Source organism: Streptomyces sp. CA-288835 (assembly GCF_050936385.1).
In the GTDB taxonomy this organism is placed as follows: Bacteria; Actinomycetota; Actinomycetes; order Streptomycetales; family Streptomycetaceae; genus Streptomyces.
In genome coordinates, this window is sequence record NZ_JBNJMW010000001.1 from 5749493 (window position 1) to 5761840 (window position 12348).

10 protein-coding genes and 3 pseudogenes are annotated in these 12348 nt (G+C 69.0%); 10 read left to right on the forward strand and 3 right to left on the reverse strand.

Annotated features, from left to right (window positions below; genetic code table 11):
• Positions 1–47 precede the first annotated feature (47 nt).
• Positions 48–872: an HAD family hydrolase gene (locus tag ACQEVY_RS26190; RefSeq protein WP_328770717.1), complete on the reverse strand. Its 825-nt coding sequence runs from the start codon at positions 870–872 to the stop codon at positions 48–50.
• A 561-nt stretch (positions 873–1433) separates the two neighbouring features.
• On the opposite strand from ACQEVY_RS26190, the gene ssd reads away from it, so the two are divergent.
• The 4 genes and pseudogenes from ssd to ACQEVY_RS26210 all read left to right on the forward strand — a co-directional run bounded on the left by ssd (position 1434) and on the right by ACQEVY_RS26210 (position 7668).
• Positions 1434–2546, forward strand: a complete 1113-nt coding sequence (ssd, locus tag ACQEVY_RS26195; protein ID WP_432951885.1) for a septum site-determining protein Ssd — start codon at positions 1434–1436, stop codon at positions 2544–2546.
• Between the two features lie 122 nt (positions 2547–2668).
• Positions 2669–3826: pseudogene (locus tag ACQEVY_RS26200) on the forward strand (TadA family conjugal transfer-associated ATPase); the annotation flags it as partial.
• A 63-nt stretch (positions 3827–3889) separates the two neighbouring features.
• Positions 3890–5170 carry a tyrosine-type recombinase/integrase gene (locus ACQEVY_RS26205; RefSeq protein ID WP_432951886.1) on the forward strand — a complete coding sequence of 427 codons (1281 nt, stop codon included), beginning with the start codon at positions 3890–3892 and terminating at the stop codon, positions 5168–5170.
• Positions 5167–7668 (forward strand): tyrosine-type recombinase/integrase, encoded by a 2502-nt coding sequence (locus tag ACQEVY_RS26210; RefSeq protein ID WP_432951887.1) that lies wholly within the window; start codon positions 5167–5169, stop codon positions 7666–7668. Before ACQEVY_RS26205 ends, ACQEVY_RS26210 begins: the two co-directional genes overlap by 4 nt.
• Positions 7669–7711: 43 nt before the next feature.
• Here the strand turns inward: ACQEVY_RS26210 and ACQEVY_RS26215 are convergent, their stop codons facing one another.
• Positions 7712–8614 carry a hypothetical protein gene (locus ACQEVY_RS26215; protein ID WP_432951888.1) on the reverse strand — a complete coding sequence of 301 codons (903 nt, stop codon included), beginning with the start codon at positions 8612–8614 and terminating at the stop codon, positions 7712–7714.
• A gap of 65 nt (positions 8615–8679) precedes the next feature.
• Positions 8680–8847, reverse strand: a pseudogene (locus tag ACQEVY_RS26220) (helix-turn-helix domain-containing protein); the annotation flags it as partial.
• 102 nt (positions 8848–8949) lie between these two features.
• Here ACQEVY_RS26220 and ACQEVY_RS26225 point away from each other — a divergent pair.
• The 6 genes and pseudogenes from ACQEVY_RS26225 to ACQEVY_RS26250 form a co-directional block, all read left to right on the forward strand.
• A pseudogene (locus tag ACQEVY_RS26225) lies at positions 8950–9252 on the forward strand (TadA family conjugal transfer-associated ATPase); the annotation flags it as partial.
• Between the two features lie 32 nt (positions 9253–9284).
• Positions 9285–10139, forward strand: a complete 855-nt coding sequence (locus ACQEVY_RS26230) for a type II secretion system F family protein (RefSeq protein ID WP_432955399.1) — start codon at positions 9285–9287, stop codon at positions 10137–10139.
• Positions 10136–10912, forward strand: a complete 777-nt coding sequence (locus tag ACQEVY_RS26235; RefSeq protein WP_432951889.1) for a type II secretion system F family protein — start codon at positions 10136–10138, stop codon at positions 10910–10912. The genes ACQEVY_RS26230 and ACQEVY_RS26235 overlap by 4 nt, the downstream gene beginning before the upstream one ends.
• A 27-nt stretch (positions 10913–10939) precedes the next feature.
• On the forward strand, positions 10940–11281 hold the full coding sequence (locus ACQEVY_RS26240; protein WP_432951890.1) for a DUF4244 domain-containing protein: 342 nt from the start codon (positions 10940–10942) through the stop codon (positions 11279–11281).
• Complete coding sequence (locus ACQEVY_RS26245; protein WP_432951891.1) at positions 11268–11678, forward strand: TadE family type IV pilus minor pilin; 411 nt, start codon at positions 11268–11270, stop codon at positions 11676–11678. The genes ACQEVY_RS26240 and ACQEVY_RS26245 overlap by 14 nt, the downstream gene beginning before the upstream one ends.
• Positions 11675–12127, forward strand: a complete 453-nt coding sequence (locus ACQEVY_RS26250; protein ID WP_432951892.1) for an Rv3654c family TadE-like protein — start codon at positions 11675–11677, stop codon at positions 12125–12127. Before ACQEVY_RS26245 ends, ACQEVY_RS26250 begins: the two co-directional genes overlap by 4 nt.
• Positions 12128–12348: the final 221 nt, after the last annotated feature.

Here is a 12348-nt window from a genome sequence, read left to right on the forward strand (position 1 = left end):
GAGGACTGAATCGGTCACCCGGATCGTCACGGGGTGATTCGGCGGGTTCAGCCCACCACCGAACGGCGCCGGCTCGCGTACCAGACGAGGCCCGCGGTGGCCGCCGCCGCACCTATCGCCGCCGCCGCGACCAGGGCGGGCCGGGGCGGCACGGACAGCCGCTGCTTGAGCCGCACCGGATGGTGGAAGTCGAGTATGGGCCACGCGCGCGTAGTGGCCTCGCGGCGCAGGGCGCGGTCGGGATTGACTGCGTGGGGATGGCCTACGGCTTCGAGCATCGGGATGTCGGTCGCGGAGTCGCTGTAGGCATAGCAGCGCGAGAGGTCGTACCCCTCGGACGCGGCCAGCTCCTTGATCGCCTCGGCCTTCGTCGGACCGTACGCGTAGTACTCCACATCGCCTGTGAAGCAGCCGTCGTCGCCCACGACCATGCGGGTCGCCACCACCCGGTCCGCGCCGAGCAGTTCACCGATGGGCTCGACGACCTCCGTCCCGGAGGTGGAGACGATCACGACGTCGCGACCGGCGAGGTGGTGCTCCTCGATGAGGGATGCCGCTTCGTCGTAGATGATCGGGTCGATCAGGTCGTGCAGCGTCTCGGCGACGATCTCCTTGACCTGCTGGACGTTCCAGCCGCGGCACAGCGCGGACAGATACTCGCGCATCCGCTCCATCTGGTCGTGGTCGGCGCCGCCCGCAAGGAAGACAAACTGGGCATATGCGGTACGCAACACAGCCCGGCGGTTGATCAGTCCACCTTGGTAGAACGACTTGCTGAACGTGAGCGTGCTCGACTTCGCAATGACCGTCTTGTCCAGATCAAAGAAGGCCGCTGTGCGGGGCAAGGAGTGGTTTTCCACGAGGGTGAGCATAGGCGCCCACCATTCGGCGTAAGGTGAGGCGCGTGGGTTTGCCTGAGAAGGCTCTCGGGTACACCATGGAAGTCACGGATCGTTCGCGACCGTGCTAACCCGGTCCGGCTCCTCCCCCCCGAGTCGGCCGTGGGGACGACCCCCGCTCTCCCCCCCGGCGGGGGTCGTCGCATGTCCGGGTGGGTTTTCTCTCTTCCTTCACCGAGCACCGGGTCCGTTGTGCGGGCTGCGGTGCTTCTTCGTGTGTACGCATGATTCGTCACCGTGCGTAGTCGTCGCGCTGCTCTCTGGAAGTCGTACAAGCGTCACCGGTTTGGGTGAACGCGATATTCACAACCATCGGGTCGTCCACAGTTATCGACCAAGATCCACACGATTTCCGGGATCGCTGCACCGTGATTCCAGCGCGTGCCGCCGGGTGCGAGTTCATGGCCGGTTCTGTTTGTCCGGAGCCTATGGCCGGTTCGTATCGGCGGTTCATATGGAGGACCGGTTGCCGGTTCTTGTGCGCGGCGGGATTCGCGGGGCCGCGGGGGCTTCGCGAGCAAGCAGCGAAGGGGGATGGAGATCGTGGCGGGAGCCATCACATACGACCGGACGTCGGCCGCCGAGGGGCGACAGGGCAGGCCGTTGATCGTCACGGAGGATGTCGAACTGCTGGACGACCTGCTGCGGCTGTGCGCCGCGGCGGGCGCAAGGCCCGAGGTGCACCACGGGGTGCCGGAGCGCGGAGGCGGCTGGGACACGGCGCCCTTGGTACTGGTCGGCGATGATGCCGCGCGGCGGGTGCGCGGGGCAGGGCGCAGGCGCGGAGTGGTGCTGGTAGGGCGGGATCAGGACGATCCGGGGGTGTGGCAGCGGGCCGTGGAGATCGGCGCCGATCATGTCCTGCTGCTGCCCGATGGCGAGCAATGGCTGGTCGACCGGATCGCCGACGTGGCCGAAGGAGTCGGCCCGCCCGCGCTCACCGTCGGCGTGATCGGCGGTCGCGGAGGGGCCGGTTCGTCCACGCTCGCCTGCGCGCTCGCGGTCACCTCGGCGCGCGAGGGGCGGCGCACCCTGCTCGTGGACGCGGATCCGCTGGGTGGCGGACTCGATGTACTCCTCGGTGGTGAGACGGCCGAGGGCCTGCGCTGGCCTGCCTTCGCCGGCTCGCGCGGCCGGGTCGGCGGCGGTGCTCTGGAGGAGTCGCTGCCCGAGCTGCACGCCTTGCGTGTCCTCAGCTGGGATCGCGGCGACTGTGTCGTCATCGCGCCCGAGGCCGTACGGGCTGTGCTGGCCGCGGCCCGACGGCGAGGCGGCACGGTGGTCGTGGACCTGCCGCGCCGGATCGACGAAGGCGTCGCGGAGGTTCTCGCCCAACTGGACCTCGGGCTCCTCGTAGTCCCCGCCGAACTGCGCGCCGTCGCGGCGGCAGGGCGGGTGGCGTCCGTGGTCGGCATGGTCCTGCGCGATCTGCGGGTCGCGGTACGAGGGCCGTACGCACCCGGCCTGGACGACAAGGAGGTGGCCCGACTGCTCGGGCTCCCCCTGGCGGGCGAGGTCCCCGTGGAGGCGGGACTGCCGGTGGCCCAGGAACGCGGGGCTCCGCCCGGAGCCGACGCACGGGGACCGCTTGCTCGCTTCTGCTCCGCGTTCTGGGAGCGGGCCGCGATGGCGGGAGGGGGCGTATGAGCGGGGGCACGCGCGTGCGTGGCGGAGGGCTCGGTGGACGTACGGGTGTTGCCGGGTTGCCTGTGGATGCTGGGGCGTTGGGCGGGCGCGCGGATACGGATTCGTCTGCGGGCGCGAGGCTGATGGATGGCCGTGCTGACGTGAACTGGCCTGCGCATGCGGGGTCGTCCAGCGGGCGGCCGGGAGTTGGGTGGTCTGTGGTTGCGGGGTCGGTCGGTGAGCGTGAGGGTGTGCGTTTGCCGGCGGGCGCGAGGTCGGCGGGTGGTCGTACGGGCGTGGGCTGGTCTGTGGAGACGGGGCCGGTCGGCAGGCGTGCGGGAGTGCGGCGGTCCGCGGTTGCGGGGTCGGTCGGTGGACGTGCCGACGTGGGACTTCCGGCGGACGCGAGGCTGGGCGGCGGGCGTGCTGGCGTGAAGTGGCCTGCCGATGAAGAGCTGTTGGACGGGGTGCGGCAGTGGCTGGCCGAGAGTGGGGCCGAGCCGACTCCAGCCCGGGTGGCGCAGGCTTTGCGGGACCAGGGGCGGGTGCTGGGGGATGCCGAAGTGCTCGGCGCGGCCGAGCGGTTGCGCTCCGAGCTGGTCGGGACCGGTCCGCTGGAGCCGCTTCTCGCCGATCCCTCGGTGACCGATGTGCTGGTCTCGGCGCCCGATCGGGTGTGGGTGGATCGGGGTGGCGGCCTGGAGCTGACGGCCGTCTCCTTTCCGGACGCGGCGGCCGTACGCCGGCTCGCGCAGCGCCTCGCGGCCGTGGCCGGGCGGCGGCTCGACGACGCGCACCCCTGGGTCGACGCCCGGCTTCCGGACGGCACGCGTCTGCATGCCGTGCTGCCACCGGTCGCGGTCGGCTCGACGTGCCTGTCATTGCGGGTCGTGCGGCCGAGGGCGTTCACACTCGACGAGTTGGTGACGGCGGGGACGGTACCCCCGGGTGGGGACCGGGTGTTGAGGGCACTGCTCGATGCCCGGCTGTCTTTCTTGATCAGCGGTGGTACGGGCAGCGGCAAAACAACCCTCTTGAGTGCCCTTCTGGGGCTGATCGGACCAGGTGAGCGGATCGTGCTCGCCGAGGACTCGGCGGAGCTTCGCCCCGACCATCCCCATGTCGTACGCCTCGAATCCAGACCCGCCAACCAGGAGGGCGCCGGACTCGTCACGCTCCAGGACCTGGTGCGCCAGGCCCTGCGGATGCGCCCGGACCGGCTGGTCGTCGGCGAGGTGCGCGGGCCCGAAGTCGTCCATCTGCTGGCGGCTTTGAACACCGGGCACGAGGGCGGCTGCGGCCTGTTAACTGAACTAAATTGACTGTTCTCGCAGGTCAAGCGAGGTATCTGCTAGCTTCCGTGCATGCTTGGATCAGAGTTACCTGAGAGGGATCTGGCTGCCCTCGTCGTGCCGGATGTAGGCCAGCTGTACGAGACCGGGGACTCGTGGCGGCCGTATCAGCTGCTCGACCCGTCTGGTGCAGAGGTTGCGCCCGTGGCGGTCTACTTCGCCGAGTTGCAGGCGATGCAGAAGCCCAACTCGACCCTCCGGTCATACGGCCTGGATCTGCTGCGGTGGTGGCGGTTTCTGTGGGTGCTCGGGCTCGAGTGGAACCGGGTGACGAGGGCGGATGCCCGCGACTTCACCCGATGGATGCAGCTGGCGGACAAGCCGGCGCGGGTCCACTGGCGTCACCGCGGGAAGCCGGGGGCCGTTCCGTCCATGCCAAAGGCGTCCAACGTTCCGCCGGGAACACCGAACGCGGTGACCGGGAAGCCGACGCCGGGCAAGAAGTACGCGGCGTCGACCCGTGCACACAGCGAGACAGTGCTCCGGATCTTCTACGACTTCCACAGGGAAGAGGGCTCCGGCCCCATCCTCAACCCGTTCCCCCTCGACCGGTCGCGCCAGTCCGGCCGCGCCCGGGCCCACCACAATCCGATGGACCCCTTCACCCAGGAGCGCACGGGCCGCTACCGGCCGACGGTCCCGAAGCGCATCCCCAAGCGCATCCCGGACGACATGTTCAACGCACTCTTCGCCGCGCTGAACCACGACCGTGACCGGGCCCTGCTGGCCTCCTGGGTCTCTACCGGGGCCCGCGCCGAGGAACTCCTCGACAGCTGTGAGAAGGACGCCCTGCCGGGCCAGCAGCTCATTGGAGTGACCCGCAAGGGAACACGTGAGTATCAGCAGATTCCGGCTTCCCCAGACGCTTTTGTCTGGATCCGGCTCGCTCAGGAACAGGCATGGGCCAAGGGGGCACCCCGCGGACGCCACCAGACGCTGTGGTGGACCTTGCGCCGGCCGTGGCGTCCGCTGAACTACCACGCCGCCAGGGCGATGTTCGTGCGCGTCAACAAGTTGCTGGGCTCCAACTGGACCCTCCACGACCTGCGCCACACCGCGGCTTACCGAATGGCTCGGGACCCGGAGCTCCCGCTGACGGACGTCCAATGGATCCTCAACCACCGTCACTTGACCACAACCCAGATCTACCTCACCGCAAGCGAGGACGAGGTGATCGAGCATCTCCGGGCCCACTTCCTGCGGCGGACCCGTCAGCCTGAGCCGCTCCCACCGCCCCCGGCGGCGGGCTACAACGCGGCGTCGCTCAACGTCCTGTTCGGAGGAGCCCAGTGAGCCTGGAAGTACTCGTGGAGCCGGAGGCACCCGGCACGCAGTCCAAAGGGCTGAGCCGCTATTTCCCGCAGGCCGGCGTTGACGAGCTCCGAGCCAAGTATCCGCCCCGGGCGGTCCCCAGGAGCTGGCCCGAGTCCACAGTGGACGCGGCAAGGCTTCTCGAGCGCCTGGACGAGCCGCCGATTCGGGCCGACAACCAACTGACGCGGTGGTCACGCAAGCGGGGCGCCCGACGGATCTTGGAATGGCTGGAGCAGTTCCCGGGGGAGTCTTGGCAGGAACGCTGGATGGCCAGCGGTATCTCGGAACACGATCCGAAGTGGCTCTTGGGCGCCGTCTCCGGCCACGACCCGGACAGTGCGTATGTCCGCAGCGGCGATCTTAACGCCGGCACCCTCGCCATCTTGGCCCTGGACGTGGTCCGCCCCGACCTCGGCTGGCTGGTCCAGCGCCGATCCCGCTACCAACGCGAACTGATCTCACAGACCCGTGACCCGGAAGGCTTCGCCCAACTGGAGGCCACGGTCGACCCCGAGATGTGGTCGTCGCACCTGGGCAGCGCCATCCGCGGACAGATCGCTCAGATCCTCATTGCCAAGGGCGGCAGGATCTCCGACATCACCGTCGGGGACTGCCTGGAACTGCGGGATGCGCGGGCACAAGCTCACAAGACGGAGGGCGGCCTGCACCCGTCGATGTTCTACGCCTGGCTCCATGGGCTGGGCATCTTCCCGCACGACGCACCGACGACGATCTCGCGGTCGAAGTCGTACCACGGGCGCCGCACCCCAGCGGAGCTCGTCGACCGCTACCAGCTGAAGAGCCAGAACGTTCGGGACGCCCTCGTCGCCTACCTCACCGAACGGCAGCCGGCGCTGGACTACACGTCCTTGGAAGATCAGTCCAGGATCCTGGCCAACCTCTTCTGGGCTGACCTTGAGAAACACCACCCCGGCATCGACTCGCTCGCCCTTGCCCCGGAAGTGGCTGCGGCCTGGAAGGAGCGAATTCGGTTCAAAACCGAGCATCGGAGGCAACCGGACGGGACAGCCATCGAGATCACCAGCCCTCGGGCCAGCGCGGTCGACGTGATGATGAAGGTCCGCGCCTTCTACCTCGACATCGCGCAGTGGGCCGTCGAAGACCCCGGCCAGTGGAGCAGATGGGCCGCGCGATCTCCGATCGGCGACACCAAGGCCGCCCACCGGAAGGCGTCCCGCCAGCAGAAGGCCAGGTCCGACGAACGCACCCGGTCACGCCTCCCTGGTGTTCCCGAGCTGGTCAGGGTCGCCGGCCAGCGCCTCGAGGACGCCCAGGCCCGCCTGGAGGCCGTCCAGGCGGCGCCCGGAGGAAGTGCATTCACCGTCCTCGGCGAGAACCTCACAAAAGCCCGGACAAGCCGACGGAGCAACTCGGACAGCTCGACCATCGTCCGCGGCGCCGACGGACGGAGACGGGATCTGGGCAAGGCCGAGCACCGGGCCTTCTGCGCCTGGGCCGCCATCGAGTTCTTCCGGCACACCGGATGCCGCATCGAGGAAATGCTCGAGTCCAGCCACCACAGCATCGTCCAATACAAGCTGCCCAGCACCGGCGAAGTCGTCCCGCTGCTGCAGATTGCACCGTCGAAGACCGATGAGGAACGCGTCCTGCTCGTCTCCCCGGAGCTAGCCGACGTCCTCAGCATCGTCGTCAGCCGGGTCCGCGACCCCAAGACCGGCACCATCCCGCTGGTCGCCGCATTCGACACTGCCGAGAGGGTCTGGAACCCTCCAATGCCCTTGCTGTTCCAGTGGACCTTGAACGGTGAGAACCGCCCGATCTCCTACGCGACCGTCACCAAGGCCATCGACGAGACCCTCGCAGCGACCGGCCTGACCGACGCCGCCGGACAGCCGCTGCTCTTCCAGCCACACGATTTCCGAAGGATCTTCGTCACCGACGCCATCCTGAGCGGGCTGCCACCCCACATCGCCCAGATCATCTGCGGTCACAAACACATTTCGACCACTATGGGCTACAAGGCGACTTACCCGCTCGAAGCTATCCAGGCCCACCGGGCGTTCATCGCCCGCCGACGGGCTCTGCGGCCCAGCGAGGAATACCGCACACCGACTCCCGACGAGTGGGATTCCTTCCTCGGGCACTTCGAGCGACGGAAGCTCTCTGTCGGCACCTGCGGACGGGCCTACGGCACGTCCTGCATCCACGAGCATGCCTGCATCCGCTGCCCGATGCTCCGGCCCGAGCTGACTCAGCGTCCCCGGCTGGCCGAGTATCACGACAACCTAATCGCTCGACTCGCCGAGGCCGAACGCGAGGGCTGGCTCGGCGATGTCGAAGGCCTGGAACTCAGCCTCGCTGGGGCCAAAGACAAACTTGCTCAACTCGACTCCCAGGAAGCCAGAGCACGGCAGGCTGTCGACCTGGGGATGCCCACCTTCCGCGACTTCGCCGCCCGCATCTCGACCGTCACTGCACCTCAGGAACCCGCATGACGAGTCCCAGAGCTTGCCACTCTGAGCGAGCCAACGCTCACCATCAACGAAGGCCCTCCAAGCCAGCCGCCTTACGCAAAGCCTGCTGAAACGTGACGATGAGCCGATTTAGTGCTACGAGATCAATTTCCACGGCCGCGCCATGGGCAATTTTTCCTCTAGTCAGCCACCATTCGCCAATTTCGGACTCAGTCGCATCATTGATACCCGCTGACTCGGTTAGATACTTAAGGATATGGCGAGCGACCGGGGTGTGGGTTGTGCGCAGGATTTGTTCGTTCGCTCGATCCTGCAGAGCATCATTGATGCCCGCTTGCATGAAATGGCTTTTCACGCCGCTCCGAAGTGCCCGCTTAGTGGCCTTGGTTAGGTCATCGCCGAGCTTCCGCTGGGGGCCGATCGCACCATCTGTCATAGCCTGAAGCCCGGTAACTGCAAGCAGCCATCGAACTTGCGGCCGGTCGGAGGTGACCAGAAGCTGATTGATGTCAAGGCAGTCCTGAACATATTGTTCAAGGTCATCGTACCTATCGAGGACGGAAATCTCTCGACTGGGATGATCAGTGATTTTCAATATGCCGCCATGTTCTCTCAAGAAGGCGACATCCCCTGCGAGGACTTCAGGATTTCCTTCTGGGTTGACGGATGGCTCCGCCGCCGCGCCATCAACTGGCTCCGCCTTGATCAGAGATGATCGAATGCCGAATCCATGATTAGATGCGGCAAGTAGCTTGAGTAGCCTCTCCGTCTGAATCACTGCCATGCGCATGGCAGTCACGGGGTCTGCTGCGCTAACCTCCATTTCAGAACAGTACTCACCAGGGCTGGACTCGCGTACGGTCATGCCCCCCGCGCTGAATTCTGGAATTGATGATTGGATACTCGTCTCCTCGGTCTCGAGGATGAGTGCATCGAATGGAACTTTAACGCGAAAAATGAAGGTCATGAACGTACTATGGCCTAAGACTCCGCATGTCGGGAACTGAGGCGCTTCCGCAGGGCTCACGGACGGCCCTCGTTCCACATCCGCCGCCACCGTTGCATCGACCTGACACTGACCCGCAGGTCCTTGGCGATCACCGAACTCGCCGCACCTCGAGCGAGTCGCTCCGCCGCTTCGAGTCGTAACCCCTCGCGGAACTACTGCCGGTCGGTGGTCAGCCCGCCCCTTGTGGCTATCGCATGTTCGGTGATACCGGAGCCGACCGCGAGCCGTCAGCTCCTACGACGCTACGAGCTCAACCTAAGCAACTACCAGGCCTCAATTCTTAGTTCAGAGAAGGCACCGTCCACGCGAACGCCGCGGCCGGGGTGCCCGCCCGTTTGGAGGCGCTGGGTACGGCAGCGGGGCTCGACCGGGCCGCCCTGCACAGCCAGGTCGCGGCAGCCCTTTCGGTGGTGCTCCACCTCGTACGCGACCGGGCAGGGCGGCGGCGCATCGCCGAAGTTCATGTGCTGGAGCGGGATCCGGCGGGGCTCGTGGTAACGGTGCCGGCGCTGCGCTGGGGCGCGGAGGCCTTCGCGTATGAGCAGGGCTGGGAGCGGCTGCGGGGGCTGCTCGGTGAGAGGAGTGAGGGCCTGTGACGGGGGTCGGCGAGGTGCCGGGGGTTGCGGCGATGGTGTGTGCCGGGGCGGCGGCCTGGCTGATGAGTGGCGAGGGGCCAGGCGCTCGGCGGGCTCAACTGCTCTGCGCAGGTGGCGGGTTGGCGGGATCCGGACCGTCGACGTGGGAGCGAAGGGCGCGGGAGCGGGCCGCACCGGCTGTGGAGTGGCTACGGCGGCTGCATCGGCGACGGGGCGAGTGGTGGTCGCTGGTTGCCGGGCTGGTGGTCGCTCTGCTGGGGGCGTCCGTGGTGCCGCTCGTCGTGGGCGCGCTCGGGGTGCCGCTGGTGAGGCGGGCTCGGCGGGTGAGTCAGGCGCGCCGTATCCGGGAGCGGAGGGCCGACGCGGTGATCGCGCTGTGCGGGGCGCTCGCGGGGGAGGTGCGCGCCGGGCGGCAGCCGGGCGAGGCGCTGCTGCGGGCCGCTCGTGATTCGGGCGGGCTCGGCGAGGCGCAGGCGGTGGTGCTGGCGGCGGCGCGGTTCGGCGGGGATGTGCCCGGCGCGCTCACGGATGCGGCACGGCGGCCGGGTGCCGAGGGACTGCTGGGGCTCGCCGCGTGCTGGCGGGTCGCCGTGGACCGGGGTGCTGGACTCGCGGCCGGGCTCGACCGTCTGGAGGCGGCGCTCCGCGCGGAGCGGGATCAACGGGCCGATCTGCGCGCCCAGTTGGCAGGGGCACGGTCGACGGCAGTGCTGCTCGCGGGATTGCCCCTGTTGGGTCTGCTCCTCGGTACCGCGCTCGGTGCCGATCCGCTGCATGTCGTCCTGCACACCGGCGCGGGCCTGGGCTGTCTGGTGGTCGGCGGGGCGCTGGAGGGCGCCGGGGTGTGGTGGGCGCTGCGGATCGTACGGAAGGCGGAGGCGGGATGAGTACGGAGGCTGTCCACAGGCTGGGGGTGGCCCTGTGCCTGGTCGCGGGACTGTGGTCGCTCGCGTGGGTCCTTCGGACCGCGCGGCGGGAGCGGCGGGTGCGCAGGCGGCTGCGAGCGGTGCTGGTCGTCGTGGAACCGACGCCTACCGGACGACGCTTCGACGTTCGGGCCCCGATGCGGGAGTGGCTGCCGGTGGTGGGCGCCGTCAGCGCTTGCTGGGTGTTCGTCGGCGGCGTTCCCGGGATCGTTGTGGGGCTCGTGGCCGGGTTCGGGGTGAGGCGGTGGCAGCGTAGACCGGTTCCGGCGGAGGAGCCTGACTCCGGACTGGCCGAGCGGCAACTGCCCCTCGCTGCCGATCTGTTGGCTGCCTGCATTGTGGCCGGTGCCGGTCCCGTAGCGGCTGCTCAGGCCGTGGGGGAGGCGCTGGAAGGGCCTGTGGGAGAACGGCTCGCGCGGGGCGCGGCCGAGGTTCGGCTCGGCGGTGAACCGGCCGAGGCATGGCGGGGGTTGGCCGCGTTGCCCGGCGCCCGGGCACTGGCCCGGCTGCTGGAGCGGGCCGGCGAGTCCGGCGTACCGGCGGCGAATCCCGTCGGGCGCCTCGCCGCGGAGGCTCGCGCGGAGTGGGGGCGTACCGCCACCACTCGTGCGCGGCGGGCGGCCGTCATGGTCACCGCGCCGGTGGGGCTGTGCTTCCTGCCCGCGTTCATCGCGATCGGAGTGCTTCCTGTGGTGATCGGGCTCGCGGACGGGGTGTTGGGAGGTGGTGGGTGACCGGCGAGGAGTTGTGAAGGGCGAGCGATGAACGGAACAGGTCCGGCACAGCCGGGCGAAGTGAATGAGTCGGACGAGGCGACAGTGCGGATCTACACGGGGGTTCGGATGAACAAGGCAATGCGGGTACGAGTGCGGGCCGGACGGATGCAGGCGCTGGCGGGCAGGGCATGGGCGCTGCCGACTGCCTGGGTGGTGCGGAGGGCTTCGGCGGCGCGGAGGGATGCCGGAATGGTGACCTCCGAGTACGCGATGGGCCTGATCGCGGCGGTGGGGTTCGCCGCGCTGCTCTACGAGGTGGTGACCAGTGGGCAGGTCAAGGGGGCTCTGCAAGACATCGTGGAGCGAGCGCTCAATGGCCAGTTCTGAGCAGCAGTCGGCCCGTCCGGTACGGCGCCGGGGTCCGTTCCGGCGGCTGGCCGGGGACGGAGGGTTTGTGACGGCGGAGGCGGCCATGGTGCTGCCCGTGCTGATCGCGTTCGCGTTGGCACTGGTCTGGGCCCTGCTGGCCGCGTCCGCGCACATCCAGTGCGTGGACGCAGCCCGGGCGGGGGCACGTGCGGCGGCCCGCCAGGACCCGCCGGGCACGGTGACGACGGTGGCCAGGGAGACGGCGCCGGACGGGGCGCAGGTCACGGTTCGGCGCGAGGGCGACCTGGTGCGCGTGCGGGTCGCGGCGAAGCCTCCGGGGCCCGACGCGCTGGCTCTCGACCTGGAGCACGAGGCTGTGGCCCTGGCAGAGGAGACGGTGGGGACGGGCGGATGACGAAGGGAAGCGAACGATGGTGGGTTTCGCGCAGGAGAGCGTTCTCCTCGGACCGGGGCTCGGCGACCGTCTTGGCGGTGGGCGTCATCGCGGTGCTGTGCGTCTTCTTCGGCGCCATCCTCGCGATGAGCCAAGCGGTGATGACCCGTCACCACGCGGGCGGCGCCGCCGACTTGGCGGCGCTCGCGGCGGCCGACCACTGGATGGAGGGCGGTACGGCGGCCTGCGCCCAGGCGGACCGGGTGGCGCGGGCACAGGGCACCCGCATCGTCCGGTGCGCCGTCTACGGCGAGATCTCGGACGTCAGGGTCGCGGCGGGACGAGGGCCGTTCACAGCGGAGGTCAGGTCTCGGGCGGGACCGGCGGGGCCGAAGCCTCCGGCCGGACCTGAGGGGGTGATGGCGCCGCCTCACCTCGGGGGTGAGGCGGCGGAGCCGGAGAGGGGGTGAACCCGTGGAGGGACCCGGTGCGTGGCGCCACGTTCGCCGGCTTGGGAAGCGGAGGATCGGTCTCGCACGGAGCTCGCGAAGAGCCCACCGTGCACCTGGGAGTGAGGCCAGCTCCGCACCGGGGGTGACGCCGTAACTCCGTTTCCGGCCGCCGGTCCGGGCGCGCCGCTTGGCCAGGGCCCGCTGTTGGGGCCGACGCCAGGAAGCCGACGCTCTCGCGA

Excerpts from the sequence above, each read along its gene's own strand:
- ACQEVY_RS26190 (WP_328770717.1), bottom strand. The coding sequence starts at position 872 with ATGCTCACCCTCGTGGAAAACCACTCCTTGCCCCGCACAGCGGCCTTC.
- ACQEVY_RS26240 (WP_432951890.1), top strand. The coding sequence starts at position 10,940 with ATGAACGGAACAGGTCCGGCACAGCCGGGCGAAGTGAATGAGTCGGAC.
- ACQEVY_RS26235 (WP_432951889.1), top strand. The coding sequence starts at position 10,136 with ATGAGTACGGAGGCTGTCCACAGGCTGGGGGTGGCCCTGTGCCTGGTC.
- ssd (WP_432951885.1), top strand. The coding sequence starts at position 1,434 with ATGGAGATCGTGGCGGGAGCCATCACATACGACCGGACGTCGGCCGCC.
- ACQEVY_RS26205 (WP_432951886.1), top strand. The coding sequence starts at position 3,890 with ATGCTTGGATCAGAGTTACCTGAGAGGGATCTGGCTGCCCTCGTCGTG.
- ACQEVY_RS26250 (WP_432951892.1), top strand. The coding sequence starts at position 11,675 with ATGACGAAGGGAAGCGAACGATGGTGGGTTTCGCGCAGGAGAGCGTTC.
- ACQEVY_RS26230 (WP_432955399.1), top strand. The coding sequence starts at position 9,285 with ATGGTGTGTGCCGGGGCGGCGGCCTGGCTGATGAGTGGCGAGGGGCCA.
- ACQEVY_RS26215 (WP_432951888.1), bottom strand. The coding sequence starts at position 8,614 with ATGACCTTCATTTTTCGCGTTAAAGTTCCATTCGATGCACTCATCCTC.
- ACQEVY_RS26245 (WP_432951891.1), top strand. The coding sequence starts at position 11,268 with ATGGCCAGTTCTGAGCAGCAGTCGGCCCGTCCGGTACGGCGCCGGGGT.